Origin of the sequence: Streptomyces sp. NPDC058051 (assembly GCF_042885475.1) — a bacterium.
In the GTDB taxonomy this organism is placed as follows: Bacteria; Actinomycetota; Actinomycetes; order Streptomycetales; family Streptomycetaceae; genus Streptomyces.
The window spans coordinates 54,846-71,080 of the sequence record NZ_JBHVRW010000002.1; the positions used below are offsets into that span (position 1 = coordinate 54,846).

Genomic DNA, 16,235 nt, shown 5'->3' on the forward strand with positions numbered 1-16,235 from the left:
GAAAGGTGGTGATCAATGGTGGGGCGACCCGCTGTACCCGAAGTGATCTGGGCGCGCCCCGAGCGCGCGGGCCGTGGACCCAAGCCCGCGTTCAGCCGTGCCGACATCGTGGCGGCGGCCATCCGTATCGCCGATGCGGAGGGGCTCGACGCGCTGTCCATGCGGAAGGTCGCGGCCGAGCTCGGCTGCGGCACGATGTCGCTCTACAACTACGTGCCGCGCAAGGAGGACCTGTACGAGCTGATGTTCGACGCGGTCAGTGGCGGGTACGAGTTCCCGGAACCGTCCGACGACTGGCGTGCCGATCTCGTCGCGCTGGCCCATCAGGCCCGCGCGATGATGCACCGTCACACCTGGATGCCCCGGCTCATGTCACCGGTGTACGGCTTCAGTCCGAACACGCTGCGGTACCTGGAGTACGCGCTCAGCTGCCTGGACGGGGTCGACGCGCGGTTCGGCGAGAAGATGGAACTCATCGCCATGGTCAACGGTGTGGTCACCACCTATGTGGCGAACGAGATCGCCACGGCCGAGCGGAGCCGGTCACTGCCCTGGTCGCAGGAGCAGGAGCAGGCCGTACGCACCGAGTATCTGATCAGCCAGATCGCGACCGGGAAGTATCCGCGGATGGCGGCGGGATTCGCCGAGGACCCCGGGCCGATCGACCTGGACGGGGTCTTCGACCGGGCGCTGTACCGGGTGCTGGACTCCTTCGACCGGTAGCCGACTCCTTCGCCCGATGGGCGCATCCGGACGAGAGGGCCAGGACCCGGCGCGCTCCGGACGGGAGTTCCGGGATCCCCGGCCGTCACAGCAGCGCGAACTGCCCGTCCGGACCCTCCTCCTGATGACCGAGCACCGACGCGGGCCGCCGGGCCGCGGCCGGGACCGGTAGCACGCCTGCCGCGCGGAGGTCGCCGGCCGTGATCCGCGGTCCGACAGCCAGGCCCTCCTGCCGGGGCCGGAGTTCGGCGAGCAGGGCGAGCACGGTGATCAGTTCCAGCAGCTCCGAGGTCCACTCCTGGGGCCAGGCGCGGGGTCCGACCGCTTCCAGGCCGTCCGGCTCCCGCCCGCCGGCCACCGCCGTACGGCGTTCGAACCAGAGCTCCAGCATCCGGACCCCGCCCACCCGGAACTCCCACGCCCCGGCCGGCACGGGCGAGATGCGGCCCGTGCCCAGCGTCAGCGCCTCGTCGTCCGGGTCGTACTCCAGGGCGGCCGGTGCGGGCGGGACGGCGGCCCGCACATAGGGGCGCCGCCCCCCGGGCAGCCGGGGGCGCTCCCCGCCGCGGGCGCCCCGCAGGTGCAGCCGCAGCAGCTCCTGCCCCAGCTCCACCCCCGCCGACCAGTACGCCGTGTCGGCGGGCAGCGGCACCGCGCACCCGGCGGAGGAATGGCGGGCCGCCGCGAGCACCCACGCCAGCACGGACCGCTCCGTGACCGCTTCCCCGTGGCGGGCCCGCAGCAGCGCGAGCAGCCCCGGGGCCAGATTGGGTTCGAGGCCCCCGGGACGCCGGTACAGCGGCCGGATCCGGCCCGGCCGGCCGGCGGGGGAGTGGCCGTCCGGCAGCAGCGCCGTCACGGAGAGGACGGGGCCGGCGTCCTGGGGCACCGGGCCGTGCTCGACGGCGAAGAGCTGGTGTCCGTCGGCCACCCGCCACAGCTCGGGACGGGCGGCGTCGATCAGCCGGTGGTCCGGGATCAACCACTGTTCGTCGAACGGGCCGTGCGCGATCCGTACCGGCTCGGGGCATGGTCCGGTCTCCCGGGCGAACCGGCCGGTGCCGGTGGCCTGCCCGGGAAGCGACGCCACCGGGGTGCGCGGGGTACGGGAACGGGTCGCCCGGAACAGGCGCTCGCGCTCGGCGGCCGGGGCCCGTACCAGCCGTTCCCAGCGCGCCCTGAGGGAAGCGGCGTCGGGGGCGATCACCCAGGGACGCCCGGTGCGCAACGGCCGTACGGACCAGGGCATCAGATCGTCGAGGAGCGTGGCCTCCTCGCCCCGGGCGCCGTCGGAGCCGCCCGCCGCCCGTGCTGCCACCGTGTCGTCCTCCCCGTCGCCACGTCCGCCCGCCTTCCCCGGCATCGTAGCCGCGGGCGCACGGGCGGAGTCAGTGCGCTTCCACGGTGACCGAGAAGGAGAACCGGTCGCCCCGGTAGCGGATCTGCGCCACATCCACCACCTGGCCGCTCTCGTCGTACGTCACGCCCGTGTAGAACAGGATCGGGCTCAGCAGCGGCACGTGGAGGAGTTCGGCGGTGGCCGGGTCCGCGAGGCGCGCCTCGACCGTGTCGGTGATGCGCGCGATGCGGACGCCGACCCGGTCGCGCAGCACCTTGGTCATCGGCCAGCGTTCGAGATCGGCGACATCGAGCCGGGCCGCGACCTCGGGACGCACCGAGTTCTGTGCCCAGTTGGTGGGTTCGTCGCTGTCGCCGTCGCGTCGCAGCCGGCGGTAGCCGACGACCTCCGCGCAGTCGGGGAAGTACTCGGTGAGATCTCCCGGCACGGCGAGAGGGCCGTGGTCGAGGACAGAGGTCCGCTCACCCGACTGCTGGGCCACGATCGCGTCGATCGAGCCCAGCAGCCGGACCGGTGACACCCGGCGGGCGCGCGGCTCGATGAAGGTGCCGCGCCGCCGGTGCCTGCTGATCAGCCCCTCCGTCTCCAGCTCCTTGAGCGCCTGACGCATGGTCAGGACGCTGACGCCGTAGTGCGCGGCGAGCTGCTCCTCGGTCGGCAGCCGCGCCGACGCGTCCTTGGTGCGGCCGAGTATCGAGGCGCGCAACGACTGCGAGACCTGGTACCACAACGGCAGCTTGCGGTTCAGGACCAGCGAATCGGGAGCGAAGGCATGGCCCTGGGGCGTCCTGGGCGTCTGAGGCACCTGGGTCACCTGGTCTCTCCGTACTGCGACACAGCGGACGCGACGATGCGGGGGCCGGGAAGCGGCGTCGTTGCCTACGGCCTGAAGTTGCGGCTCAGACCCTGCCACACGTCGTCGTAGCCACGCTGGAGATGACCGGCGGTCGCCGCCTGCCCGGTCGCCGTCACCGGCCAGCGGGTCTCGAACATGAAGGCCAGACCGTCGTCGATCTTCTGCGGCTTCAGCTCCGCCTCGCTCGCCCGGTCGAAGGTCTCCCGGTCCGGGCCGTGCGCCGACATCATGTTGTGCAACGAGCCGCCGCCCGGGACGAAGCCGCCCTTGCCCGCCGTCTTCGCGTCGTACGCGCCCTCGATCAGGCCCATGTACTCGCTCATCACGTTGCGGTGGAAGTACGGCGGCCGGAAGGTGTCCTCGCCGACCAGCCAGCGCGGCGCGAAGACGACGAAGTCGACGCCGGCCAGACCCGGGGTGTCGGACGGGGAGGTCAGCACCGTGAAGATCGACGGGTCGGGGTGGTCGTAGCTGATCGAACCGATGATGTTGAAACGGCGCAGGTCGTAGACGTACGGAGTGTGGTTGCCGTGCCAGGCGACCACATCGAGGGGCGAGTGGTCGTAGGTCGCGGACCAGAGGTTCCCGCAGAACTTGTTGACCACCTCCACCGGGCGTTCGTCGTCCTCGTACGCGGCGACGGGAGCGAGGAAGTCCCGGGCGTTCGCCAGGCCGTTGGCGCCGATCGGGCCGAGGTCGGGAAGGGTGAACGGCTGCCCGTAGTTCTCGCAGACATAACCGCGGGCGGTGGCGTCGAGCAGCTCCACGCGGAAACGGACGCCGCGCGGGATCAGTGCGACGTGCCCCGGCTGCGCGCGCAGCAGGCCCAGTTCGGTACGGAGCAGCAGCCCGCCCTGCTCCGGGACGATCAGCAGCTCGCCGTCCGCGTCGCTGAACACCCGGTCCGTCATGGAGGAGTCGGCGTGGTAGAGGTGCACGGCCATGCCGGTGCGCTGCGCGGCGTCGCCGTTGCCTCCGAGGGTCCACAGGCCGGCCAGGAAGTCGGTGCCGGGGGCGGGGCCGGGGAGAGGATCCCAGCGCAGCCGGTTCGGGTCGGGCACGGATTCGGTGAACGGGGCGGACCTGATCGCGCCGTTGTCGATACGGGCGAACGGGGGGTGGGCGGCCGACGGGCGGATCCGGTAGAGCCAGGAGCGGCGGTTGTGCGCCCGGGGCTCGGTGAAGGCCGACCCGCTCAACTGCTCCGCGTAGAGCCCGAGGGGCGCGCGCTGGGGTGAGTTGCGGCCGTGCGGCAACGCCCCCGGCACGGCCTCGGAGCTGTGCTGATTGCCGAACCCCGCGGAGTGCTGGAGCCCTTCCGCCGTCTTCCTCGCCTGCTCGATGCCGCCCATGTGCGCTCCCGGTGCCGAAGGAATCCTATGGGTAACCGTAGGAATTGGACCGGGGCGCGTCAACGGCATTCGTCGTGCACGAGGGGGTTCTAAAAAGTGAACAATGCTCTACTCTTCCGCGCATGTCGTGGACACGAAGGCTTCTGGTGGTCCTGGCGGCACTTGCCGTCGCTCTCTTCGCGGCTCCGGCCGCTCAGGCACACGAGGAACGCCCGGTCACGCTGCCCGACGGAACCGGCAGTGTGCCCGTGTACCGCACCGGCGAACCCGATCTGCTGGTCTGCAAGAGCGACCGGGCGGACTTCGAACGCCGCGTGTCCGGCTTCCCGGACGGGCTGCGGGCCCGGAACCTGAAGCTGTTCGACCGCTGCCGGAAGTCCGGCTACCGCCATCTGCAGCAGGCCGTCGACGCGGTCGCGAGGCCCGGCATGACCATCGCGATCCTGCCCGGCCTGTACGAGGAGGAGCCCTCGCTGCCCGAGCCGGTGGGGGAGTGCGCCCGGCTGAAGGCACCCGACTCCCAGCTCGGCTACCAGATCCTGTCCTACGCGCAGCAGGCGCGGTGCCCGCACAACCAGAACCTGGTGGCGATCCTCGGCAAGAAGAACCTCCAGATCGAAGGGACCGGCGCGGAGCGCACGGATGTCGTCATCGACGCCAAGTACCAGAAGCTCAACGCCATCCGCGCGGACGGCTCCGACGGCGTCTACTTCAAGAACTTCACCGCACAGCGCACCACCTTCAACTCCCTGTACGTCCTGGCCCAGGACGGCTTCGTCATCGACTCCGTCCTCACCCGGTGGAACGACGAGTACGGCTTCCTGACCTTCGCGAGCGACCACGGGCTGTACAGGAACTGCGAGTCGTACGGGAACGGCGACTCCGGCATCTACCCCGGCAGCGCGTCGGACATCAACGACGCGTACGGCTACGACGTGCCGCGCTACTCGATCGAGATCACCGGCTGCCGCAGCCACCACAACATGGTCGGCTACTCGGGCACCGCGGGCGACTCCGTCCACGTCCACGACAACGAGTTCGACCACAACATGGGCGGCGCCTCGATGGACAGCGCCTTCCCGGGCCACCCCGGACTGCCGCAGAACCACGCCCGCTTCGCACGCAACCTGATCCACGACAACAACGCCGACTACTACCGGTACGTCGCCGACGGCACCTGCGCCAAGCCGCCCGTGGACCGGGGTTACGAGGACGGGGTGGTCTGCCCGCAGATCTCCATGCCGCCCGGCACCGGCATCATCACCGCAGGCGGCAACTGGAACCTGTACGAGAACAACTGGATCTACGGACAGAAACGCGCCGCCTTCTTCCTCAGCGCCGTCCCCGCCTTCATCCGGGGCGAGAACGCGCTGTCCCGGCAGACCGACACGTCCCACCACAACCGGTACGCGGACAACCACCTCGGCACGGACAAGGCCGGCAACTCCCGGCCCAACCGCACGGACGTGTGGTGGGACGGCCAGGGCGACGGCAACTGCTGGCAGTCGGACACCGGGCCGTCCTCCCCGCGCGCCCTGCCCACCTGCGGGTCCGAGCGCGGCGCCGTGTCCGGGCGCACCGACCGGCTCGTCGGCGAACCGGTCAAACTCGCCCAGTTGCTGGTCTGTGCCGACTACGACGTGCGGGCGCGACGGCTGCCCGCCGGCTGCGACTGGTACGGAGCGCGGGGCATCGAGCGCATCGAGGTACAGGTGGCGCTGGCGGTCGCGGTGGTACTCGCGCTGGTCGGCGGGACGCTGTGGTGGCGCAGACTGCGCGGCAGCGGGCTCGCCACCGCGGCGACGCTGCTCGGCGCGATCGGCCTCGGCCTGGACGTTGCCGGATCGACGACGGCGCTGTCCTCCTCCTACGTGCCCGCGCTGGCGCTGCTGCTGACCGGGGTGTGGTGGACCGCGACCGGCCTGGTCCTGCGGGGTGAACGGCCCTGGCTGGGCTGGACGACGGTGGTACTGGGCGCACTCACCCTGCTCGACGCGGTCGACAAGGCCGTGTTCATGATCCCGTGGATTCCGCTCAGCCCGGCCTGGGTGCGTGGACTGCTCGGGGTGATCTGGGTGGTGTGGGCCGTCGTGGCCGCCGCCCGGCAGGGCGAGCAGGGCCTGCCGGACGTGCCGGACGTGCCGGGTGTGCCGGGTGTGCCGGACGCGCCGGACGTGCCGGGCGGGCCGGGCGGGCGGGGTGCGCAGGGGGAGCCGGGCTTGTCGGAGAGGCGGGGGGAGCAGGGCCTGTCGGACGTGCCGGGCGGGCGGGGTGGGTCGGAGCCCGGCCGGGACCGGGGCACGCGTGCGAACGGTGCTGCCGCCCCCGCTCCCGCCCCCGCTCCCGCTCCCGCCCCCGCTCCCGCCCCCGTTCCCGCCCCCGTTCCCGCCCCCGTTCCCGCCCCCGCCCCCGCCCCCGCTCCTGCTCCCGCTCCCGCTCCCGCTCCTGCTCCTGCTCCTGCTCCCGCTCCCGCTCCGGCCCCCGCCCCGGAAGGAGACGCGTCGTGAGGCATCCCCGCCGATGGCTGCGGCCGGTCCGGCCGGGCGTCGCAGTCGCCACCGTGCTCACCGCAGTCGCCACCGTGCTCACCGCGGGCGCCCTCGTGTTCGGTGCGAGCGCCTGTGGTGGGCGGGCCACCACCCACCACAAGCCCGGCACCAGCCACGAGCAGGCGGGCGGCAGTGTGGGCCGCCTCCTCGCCGCCGACGACGGTTCCGGGCACCGGCTGCGTCAGGTCGATGCCGAGGGAGCCCCCGAGGTGACCGTCGCCGTCCGGGCGGACTCCGAGGACGGGTGGAACGTCCACCTCTCCGTACAGAACTTCCGGTTCACCCCGGACAGTGTGGGCGGCGCCGCTCTCCCCGGGCGCGGCCACGCCCGGCTGTTCCTCGACGGCCACCCCCTCGCCCGGGTCTATGGCGCCTGGTACCACCTCCCCGGCTCCCTCGTCCGCGCCACCGGGGGCGGCACCGGCCTCACCGTCCGGCTCTACGCCGACGACCACACCGCCTGGGCCGTGAACTCCGCCCCGATCCAGGCCGCCACCTCCCTCGTCGCTGCCTCCGCACCCTCCACCGCCCCCGGAGAGGACCGGCCCGATACCGCACAGCCCGATACGCCACAGACCGATACCTCACAGCCCGGCACGCCACCGTCCGGCACGATGCTCGACATCGTCGTCTCCCACGGGAGGGTCAGCCCCGCCCCCGGCCGAACCGAGATCAAGAAGGGCCGGACCGTTGGGCTCCGGGTCCGCAGCGACCGCGCCGACACGCTCCACGTCCACGGCTACGACAAAGAGGCGCGGCTGCCGGCGGGAAGGACCATCACCCTCACCTTCACCGCCGACCGCACCGGGCTCTTCGAAGTCGAGACGCACGAGTCCGGTCTGCTGCTCACCCAACTCGTCGTCCGGTGAGCATCCTCGCCCACGGCATCGGCGCCCGCCACGACCTCCCGCTGTCCCCCTTCTACGCCTTCGCCGGAGCCTTCGCCGCGCTCTTCGTCTCCTTTCTCGCGCTCGGCCTGCTCTGGCCCGCCTCCCGGTTCCGCGGCGACCGGGCGGGGCGCCCTCTCCCGGCCGCCGTCCAGCGGCTCGCCGACGCCCGCTCCAGCCGTATCGCCGCCCGCCTGCTCGGGTCGGCCGCCGCCCTGTTCGTCACGCTCCACCTCCTTCTCGGTCCGGACGATCCGGACCGCAACCCGGCGCCCGGCACCGTCTACGTACTCTTCTGGGTCGGACTCGTACCCGCCTCCCTCCTTCTCGGGCCTGTCTGGCGACTGTTCAACCCGCTCCGCACCCTGCACCTCCTCGGCTGCCGCGCACTCGGCCGCGACCCGGCCGCGGGCCGCCCCCTGCCCGCTCGCCTCGGCCTGTGGCCCGCCGCGGCCGGCCTCCTCGCCTTCACCTGGCTCGAACTCGTCGCCCCCGACCCGGCATCGGCCACCGCCCTCCTCCTCTTCCTCTCCCTCCACGCAGCCGTCCACCTCGCGGGCGCCGCCCGCCACGGCGCCGGGTGGTTCGACCGGGCGGACGCCTTCGAGGTCTACTCGGGGCTCCTCGCGCGGCTCTCCCCGCTCGGCCGCCGCGCCGCCGACCGCCGCCTCGTGCTCCGCTCCCCGTTCAACGGACTCGACGGCACCCCGCAGACCCCCGGGCTCGTCGCCACCGTCTGCGTCATGCTCGGCTCCACCGCCTACGACGGCTTCTCCGATGCCCCGTCCTGGATCACCACCGTCCAGACCTCATCCCTGGGCCGCACCACGACGGCCACGCTCGGACTCTTGGGCGCCGTCGCGCTCGTCGCCGTTCTCCATGCCCTCTGCACCGGCGCCACCCGGCTGATCTCCGGTCAACTCCGCCACCCGCTCACCGCCTTCGCGCACGCGCTCGTACCGATCGCCCTCGGCTATCTCACCGCCCACTACTTCACACTCTTCGTCACCGAAGGGCCACGCACTGTCATGGTGGCATCCGGCACTGACAGTCCCGTCCCGCCCGAACCGCCCCTGGGGCCGGGCGGTGTCGCCACGCTCCAGGTCGCCGCGATCGTCCTCGGTCACGTGCTCGGCGTCATTGCCGCCCATGACAGGTCCGTACGCCTTTTCCCGCCCGGCCGCGCCGTCGCTGGACAACTCCCGCTGCTGGCCTTGATGATCACCTACACCGTCGGCGGACTGTCTCTGCTCATCGCGTGACGGCCGCACCCAGTCCCCCGGCCCGCGACCTGCACAGGAGGCCCACGGCATCATGGAGTCTGTGCCCCATGCGAACACGAACCTCCGCCGCGCCCCTGTGCAGCAGCGCAGCGCCGAACGTCTGACCCGGATACTCGACGCCTGTGCCGAACTCCTCGACGAGACCGGATACGAGCAGTTGTCCACCCGTGCGGTCGCCCTCCGCGCCGGGGTTCCCATCGGCTCCGTCTACCGGTTCTTCTCCAACAAGCGCGCGCTGACCGACGCGCTGGCCCGGCGCAACCTGGACAGCTACGCCGAACGCATCACTGCCCGCCTCGCCACCATCCCGGCGGCCGACTGGCGCAGCGCCATCGATGCCGTCCTGGACGAATACCTGGCGATGAAGCGAACCGTGGCCGGCTTCGCGCTCGTCGACTTCGGCACACCCGCCCCCGAGGACGACCCGGCCAGTGACGCCAACCAGCGGGTCGCCGGCCGGCTCGCCGACCTGCTCTCCGGGCATCTCGGCGGCACTCCCGACGAGGATCTGCTCCGTACGATCCTGGTCTGCGTCGAGGCCGCCGACGCCCTCTTCCAGCTTGCCTTCCGTACCGATCCGTCGGGTGACCGGGCCATCGTCGCCGAGACCCGGGTCCTGCTGCGGGCCTACCTCGCACAGGCCCTGGACTGACCGCGAGGGCCCGTCGCACGGCACCGCCGTGCTCAACGGCATCCCGGTGCACGTGACACCCGCCGCGACACCGGGGCCATGACCCCCAAGGTGCCGCCGTCACCGGTCCCGCCGAGGGCGCTCGCGCGTGATCGCGGCGTTGACCTGGGGTTTTGCTCGTATTGCTCGCATGTCAACATCTTGTTAACGCCGAGAGGCGCGCCCTGACGTCATCCGCACCGCCGACTCCGGTGGAGTTCAAGGGTGAGCGATAGGTATCCCACATGCTGACAATCCTCGGCTTTGCCATGATTGCGACCTTCCTGGTCCTGATCATGATGAAGAAGATGTCGCCGATCGCGGCGCTGGTCCTGATTCCCGCACTGTTCTGCGTCGCCGTCGGGAAGGGCGCGAAGCTCGGCGACTACGTCATCGAGGGCGTCGGCAATCTCGCCCCGACCGCCGCCATGCTGATGTTCGCGATCGTCTACTTCGGCGTGATGATCGACGTCGGCCTGTTCGACCCGATCGTCCGGGGCATCCTGCGCTTCTGCAAGGCCGACCCGATGCGGATCGTGGTCGGTACGGCCGTGCTCGCGGCGATCGTCTCGCTCGACGGCGACGGATCCACCACCTTCATGATCACCGTCTCGGCGATGTACCCGCTCTACAAGCGCCTCAAGATGAGCCTGGTCGTGATGACCGGTGTCGCCGCCACGGCCAACGGCGTCATGAACACCCTTCCCTGGGGCGGCCCCACCGCCCGCGCCGCCACCGCGCTCAAGCTGGACGCGGGTGACATCTTCGTCCCCATGATCCCCGCCCTCGGCGTCGGACTGCTCGCCGTCCTGCTCCTGGCCGTCGTGCTGGGCCGCCGCGAGCGCAAGCGGCTTGGCACGCTCACCCTCGACGAGGCGCCGGCCACCGAGGCGGTCATGGAGCCGGAGACGGTCCTCGTCGGATCGGGCGGCCGCGGCGACCGCCCGCGCAGGAGCTTCGGCGGAACCGGCACGGCCACGGGTGCGGACGGTGACGGAGACGAGGGCGTCGGAGGTGAAGACGTCGGAGCGCACGCGGACGAGGGCTTCCAGGGTCTGGACCCGGCCCGCGCCACCCTGCGCCCCAAGCTCTACTGGTTCAACGCGGGCCTCACCGTCGCCCTGCTCACCGCGATGATCATGGAATTGATGCCGATCCCGGTGCTGTTCCTGCTCGGTGCCGCGCTCGCGCTCACCGTCAACTTCCCCCACATGCCCGACCAGCGGGCCCGCATCGCCGCCCACGCCGACAACGTCCTCAACGTCTCCGGCATGGTCTTCGCGGCCGCCGTCTTCACCGGTGTCCTCACCGGTACCGGCATGGTGGACCACATGGCCGACTGGCTCGTCGGCGCCATCCCCGACGGCATGGGCCCGCACATGGCGATCGTCACCGGCATCCTGAGCATCCCGCTGACGTACTTCATGTCCAACGACGGCTTCTACTTCGGCGTCGTTCCCGTACTCGCCGAAGCCGGTGCCGCCCACGGCGTCACCCCGCTGGAGATCGCCCGCGCCTCGCTGGTCGGCCAGCCCCTGCACATGTCGTCCCCGTTGGTCCCGGCCGTCTACGTCCTCGTCGGCATGGCCAAGGTCGAATTCGGCGACCACACCAGATTCACCGTCAAGTGGGCCGCGCTCACCTCACTGGTGGTGCTCTGCGCCGGACTCCTGTTCGGCATCATCTGACCATGCCCCGTACCCAGGAACCCGGCCGGAGCTGGCTGCTGCGCCTCGTCATCGCCTTCGCCTTCGCGCAGGGGGCGGTGTCGATGGCGCGGCCCGCCGTCTCCTACCGGGCTCTCTCGCTCGGCGCGGACGAGCGCGCCATCGGTGTGATCACGGCGGTGTACGCGCTCCTGCCGCTCTTCGCCGCCGTCCCGCTCGGGCGCAGGACCGACCACGGCCGGTGCGCGCCCCTGCTGCCGTCCGGCGTCGCCCTGATCGCGGGAGGGTGCGCCCTCAGCGGCCGAGCGGACTCGTTGACGGCGCTGGCCGCCTGGAGCGGTGTGATGGGGCTCGGCCATCTCTGCTTCGTCATAGGGGCCCAGTCGATCGTCGCCCGGCAGTCCGCCCCGGCCGAACAGGACCGCAACTTCGGCCACTTCACCATCGGTGCCTCCCTCGGCCAGCTCATCGGCCCGATCGCCGCCGGGTACGTGATCTCCGAACGGGACGGAGCCATGGCCCGGACGAGTGCACTCGCCCTGGTCGTCTCGGCGGGCGTCGCCGCCGTCTCACTCGTCTCGCTCCGGCGCATCGAGCACCGCCGCCCGACCGCGGCCCGCCGCGCGGAGGCGGTCACCAAGGTCCCCGTCGGCCGCATCCTGCGCGCCCGCGGCGTTCCGGCCGGGATCTTCATCAGCCTCGCCGTGCTCTCCGCCATCGACATCCTCACCGCGTACCTGCCCGTCGTCGGCGAGCACCGCCACATCGCCCCCGCCACCATCGGGCTGCTGCTCAGCCTCCGCGCCGCCGCCACCATCGCCTGCCGCCTGGTGATGACCCCGATGCTCCGCGTCCTCGGCCGCAGGACGCTGCTCACCACGACCTGTCTGCTGGCCGGACTGCTCTGCGCGGGCATCGCCCTGCCCGTCCCCGTGGCGGTGCTGGCCGTCATGCTCGCCGTGCTCGGCTTCTGTCTCGGGGTCGGCCAGCCGTTGTCGATGACCACCGTCGTCCAGGCCGCCCCGGCCGAGGCCCGATCCACCGCACTCGCCCTCCGGCTGACCGGAAATCGCCTGGGTCAGGTCGCGGCCCCGGCGTCCGCCGGTCTCGTCGCCGGAGTGGCGGGAACCGCGGCGCCGTTCGTCATGCTCGGCGCGCTTCTGCTGGTGGCGGCGGGGCTGGGAGTGCGCGGCGGGGCCGACCGAAGCGCCGGGGCCGACCCGGCGCCCCGGCCGCGGCGGCGTCCCGCGGACCGTCACCGCGCCTGACAAATGCACCACGCCCGCCCCAGTGCGACACAACCTTTGTACAAGTCATTCCCACCGCCCCGGACCGTGGGTTAATTTCGGCCCACTGCAGCCGCTCCCCACCGCACCACCTCTCCATTTCCGGGCGGAACCACATGACTCGCGCCATCTCCTTGCACAACGTCAGCAAAGCGTACGGACGGGCCACACGCGCCGTCGATCGCCTCTCACTCTCCATCGACCCGGGCGAATTCGTCGTCCTGCTCGGCCCCTCGGGCTGCGGGAAGTCGACCGTGCTCCGCATGATCGCCGGCCTGGAGGAGATCACCGAGGGCGAGCTGCTGCTCGACGGCGAACCGGCCAACGACCTGATGCCCCGCGAACGCGGCATGGCCATGGTCTTCCAGAACTTCGCGCTCTACCCGACGATGACCAACCGGTCCAACATCGGTTTCCCGCTGATGCTGGAGAACCCGCGCGAGGACCACACCGCCCGCGTCGAGGACACCGCCAGGATGCTGGGCATCGAAACCGTCCTCGACCGCTTTCCCGGACAGCTCTCCGGCGGGGAACGGCAGCGGGTCGCCATGGGCCGGGCCATCTCGCGCCGGCCCTCCGCCTTCCTGATGGACGAGCCGCTGTCCAACCTCGACGCGAAACTCCGCAACCATCTCCGGGCCGAGATAGCCCAGCTCACCAAGGAACTGGGTGTCACCACCGTCTATGTGACGCATGATCAGGCGGAGGCGATGTCGCTGGGCGACCGGGTCGCGGTGATGCGCGGCGGACGGCTCCAGCAGGTGAGCCCGCCGCGCGAGGTCTACGCCCTGCCGGAGAACGTGTTCGTCGCCGCCTTCATCGGCACCCCGCGCATCAACCTGCTGCAGGCCGTCGTCCACGCGCCGCTGGAAGGGCGCATGTCGATCGACCTCGGCCGACAGCGGCTGCCGCTGCCCGAACCGCTCAGCCCCGACCACCAGTTGCTCCGCATCCAGCAGGGCCGCCGACTCATCGTCGGACTGCGCTCCGAGGCCGTGAGGATCGCCCCGCCCAGTCAGGCCCGCCCCGGCGAGGTCGCGCTGAGCGGCATCGTCGAACACGTCGAGTACCAGGGCCACGAGGCGCTGGTCCACCTCAACACCGGGTCGCGGCCCGCCATGGTGCCCGAACTCGAATCGGCCCGCCCCGACCGGACCGTCTCCCGCAAGCACCGCACGGGCATCGGCGGCGGAGTCGGCGTCCTGGAACGGCTCAAGGAGCGCGCGACCGGACACTTCGGCGGTTCGGTCGCCACCCTCGACGAACGCGGCACGGACAGCGACCCGAACGCCATGCACAGTCCGGACCGCCCGGCGATCACGGCCGCGGACCTCGTCGTCCGTACCGGTCCCGACATGCGGCTGCGCACCGGCGGACAGGTCCCGCTCCTGGTCGACCTCGCGCACCTGTACGTCTTCGACCACCAGGGCCGCCGGATCAGCCCGCTGCCGAAGGAAATCCCGGGACTCGACGTCTAGTGCCGCGGCCGGACGGGCTCACCGGCTCGCGACGCCCGGGGGGTGCGCGGCGTCCGGGCATGCGGGCGTGCGGCGCCAGGGGCCGCGATGCCCTGATGCGCGATGCCCTGATGTGCGACGCCCGGACGCGCGACGCCCGGACGCGCGGCGTCCGGGGCCCACGGGCCCCGGGTTCCCCGTTCGATGCCGGGAACTGTTGACCTCAAGTCCGGTGGAGGTCGTACGTTCCCCCCATGAGCATGGAAGCCACCGCGTGGACGCAGCTGCACAACGTCATGAACGCGCAAGCGGAGCGACGCCCCTTCGACCGAGCCACCCTGCGGCGCATCGCCGCGTTCGCCCGTCCGCACCGGCGCCGGGTCTCCCTGTTCCTTCTCCTGAGCGTGGCGACGGCGCTGCTCGCGGTCGCCACCCCCGTGCTCGCCGGCCGTGTGGTGAACGCGATCGTGAACGGCCGGGACGGAGGCACCGTCACACGCCTGTCCCTGCTCATCGCCGTGATCGCCGTCGCGGAGGCGGTGCTCGGACTGGTCAGCCGCTGGCTCTCGGCGAATCTCGGTGAAGGGCTGATCCTCGACCTGCGCACCACCGTCTTCGACCATGTGCAGCGCATGCCGATCGCGTTCTTCACCCGCACCCGCACCGGCGCTCTCGTCAGCCGCCTCAACAACGACGTCATCGGAGCCCAGCGGGCCTTCAGCAACACACTCTCCGGCGTCGTCAGCAATGTCGTGACGCTGCTCCTCACCCTCGGCGTGATGCTCTCCATCTCCTGGCAGATCACCGCGCTCGCGCTGGTGCTGCTGCCGGTGTTCGTGCTGCCCGCGCGCCGCATGGGGACGCGGATGGCGAGGCTCCAGCGGGAGGCCGCGGCCCACAACGCCGCGATGGGAACCCGGATGACGGAGCGCTTCTCCGCACCCGGCGCCACACTGATCAAGCTCTTCGGCCGGCCCGCCGACGAGTCCGCCGAATTCGCCGCCAGAGCGGCCAGGGTGCGCGACATCGGGGTGCGCACGGCCATGGCCCAGTCCGCGTTCATCACCGCGCTCACCCTCGTGTCCGCGCTGGCGCTCGCCCTGGTCTACGGGCTCGGCGGGTTCTACGCGCTGCGCGGGAGACTGGACGCGGGCGCGGTCGTCGCCCTGGCCATGCTGCTGACCCGGCTGTACGCACCGCTCACCGCCCTCGCCGGAGCACGGGTCGAGGTGATGAGCGCCCTCGTCAGCTTCGAGCGGGTCTTCGAAGTCCTCGACCTCAAGCCGCTCATCGGGCAGAAGCCGGACGCCCGGACGGTCCCGGAAGGGCCGGTGTCCGTGGAGTTCGACAACGTGCGCTTCGGCTACCCGTCCGCCGACAAGGTCTCCCTCGCCTCGCTCGAAGACGTCGCGACCCTCGACACCCGCGGCGGCGACGAAGTGCTGCGCGGTGTCTCCTTCCGCGCCGAACCCGGCCGCACCGTGGCGCTCGTCGGCTCCTCCGGCGCGGGCAAGTCGACCATCGCGCAACTGCTGCCACGCCTGTACGACACGGACGAGGGTTCCGTACGCATCGGCGGCATCGACGTGCGCGACCTGTCCGCCGAGACCCTGCGCGACACCCTCGGCATGGTCACCCAGGACGGCCACCTCTTCCACGAATCGGTCCGCGCCAACCTCCTGCTGGCCCGACCGGAAGCCACCGAGGACGACCTCTGGGACGCCCTGCGCCGCTCACGACTCGACGGACTGGTCGCCTCGCTGCCCGACGGGCTCGACACGGTGGTCGGCGAACGCGGTTACCGCCTCTCCGGCGGTGAACGCCAGCGGCTGACCATCGCCCGGCTGCTCCTGGCCCGCCAGCGCGTCGTCATCCTCGACGAAGCCACCGCCCACCTCGACAACACTTCCGAGGCAGCCGTCCAGGAGGCGCTCACCGAAGCACTCGCCGGACGCACCGCGGTGGTGATCGCGCACCGGCTCTCCACCGTGCGGGCGGCCGACCTCATCCTGGTCGTGGAGAACGGGCAGATCGTGGAGCGCGGAACCCACGAAGAACTCCTCGCGGTCGGCGGCCGGTACGAGGAGCTGTACCGCACCCAGTTCGAGAACCCCGGCGCGGCACCCGCAGAACTCGGCTGACCCC

12 protein-coding genes are annotated in these 16,235 nt (G+C 71.6%); 9 read left to right on the plus strand and 3 right to left on the minus strand.

What is annotated here, in order from left to right:
* Positions 1–15 precede the first annotated feature (15 nt).
* Positions 16–723 carry a TetR/AcrR family transcriptional regulator gene (locus tag ACFVUT_RS03765; protein ID WP_389655022.1) on the plus strand — a complete coding sequence of 236 codons (708 nt, stop codon included), beginning with the start codon at positions 16–18 and terminating at the stop codon, positions 721–723.
* Between the two features lie 85 nt (positions 724–808).
* Here the strand turns inward: ACFVUT_RS03765 and ACFVUT_RS03770 are convergent, their stop codons facing one another.
* From ACFVUT_RS03770 to hmgA, 3 genes are all read right to left on the minus strand, one after another.
* Positions 809–2,086 (minus strand): type ISP restriction/modification enzyme, encoded by a 1,278-nt coding sequence (locus tag ACFVUT_RS03770; protein WP_389655024.1) that lies wholly within the window; start codon positions 2,084–2,086, stop codon positions 809–811.
* Between the two features lie 25 nt (positions 2,087–2,111).
* Positions 2,112–2,897 (minus strand): GntR family transcriptional regulator, encoded by a 786-nt coding sequence (locus ACFVUT_RS03775; RefSeq protein ID WP_389655026.1) that lies wholly within the window; start codon positions 2,895–2,897, stop codon positions 2,112–2,114.
* A 65-nt stretch (positions 2,898–2,962) separates the two neighbouring features.
* Positions 2,963–4,291, minus strand: coding sequence for a homogentisate 1,2-dioxygenase (gene hmgA, locus ACFVUT_RS03780; protein ID WP_389655029.1), 1,329 nt, complete (start codon positions 4,289–4,291; stop codon positions 2,963–2,965).
* A gap of 122 nt (positions 4,292–4,413) precedes the next feature.
* Between hmgA and ACFVUT_RS03785 the strand changes: the two genes are divergently transcribed.
* The 8 genes from ACFVUT_RS03785 to ACFVUT_RS03820 all read left to right on the plus strand — a co-directional run bounded on the left by ACFVUT_RS03785 (position 4,414) and on the right by ACFVUT_RS03820 (position 16,231).
* Positions 4,414–6,798: a right-handed parallel beta-helix repeat-containing protein gene (locus tag ACFVUT_RS03785; RefSeq protein ID WP_389655031.1), complete on the plus strand. Its 2,385-nt coding sequence runs from the start codon at positions 4,414–4,416 to the stop codon at positions 6,796–6,798.
* 53 nt (positions 6,799–6,851) lie between these two features.
* Positions 6,852–7,709 (plus strand): hypothetical protein, encoded by an 858-nt coding sequence (locus ACFVUT_RS03790; protein WP_389655183.1) that lies wholly within the window; start codon positions 6,852–6,854, stop codon positions 7,707–7,709.
* Positions 7,706–8,989, plus strand: coding sequence for a hypothetical protein (locus ACFVUT_RS03795; RefSeq protein WP_389655033.1), 1,284 nt, complete (start codon positions 7,706–7,708; stop codon positions 8,987–8,989). Before ACFVUT_RS03790 ends, ACFVUT_RS03795 begins: the two co-directional genes overlap by 4 nt.
* Before the next feature lie 52 nt (positions 8,990–9,041).
* A complete protein-coding gene (locus tag ACFVUT_RS03800; RefSeq protein WP_389655035.1) occupies positions 9,042–9,662 on the plus strand; it encodes a TetR/AcrR family transcriptional regulator in 621 nt (206 codons plus the stop codon).
* 263 nt (positions 9,663–9,925) lie between these two features.
* A complete protein-coding gene (locus ACFVUT_RS03805; RefSeq protein WP_389655037.1) occupies positions 9,926–11,368 on the plus strand; it encodes a CitMHS family transporter in 1,443 nt (480 codons plus the stop codon).
* A gap of 2 nt (positions 11,369–11,370) precedes the next feature.
* Positions 11,371–12,615, plus strand: coding sequence for an MFS transporter (locus ACFVUT_RS03810; protein WP_389655039.1), 1,245 nt, complete (start codon positions 11,371–11,373; stop codon positions 12,613–12,615).
* 134 nt (positions 12,616–12,749) lie between these two features.
* A complete protein-coding gene (locus ACFVUT_RS03815; RefSeq protein ID WP_389655041.1) occupies positions 12,750–14,111 on the plus strand; it encodes an ABC transporter ATP-binding protein in 1,362 nt (453 codons plus the stop codon).
* Between the two features lie 233 nt (positions 14,112–14,344).
* Positions 14,345–16,231 carry an ABC transporter ATP-binding protein gene (locus ACFVUT_RS03820; RefSeq protein WP_389655043.1) on the plus strand — a complete coding sequence of 629 codons (1,887 nt, stop codon included), beginning with the start codon at positions 14,345–14,347 and terminating at the stop codon, positions 16,229–16,231.
* Positions 16,232–16,235: the final 4 nt, after the last annotated feature.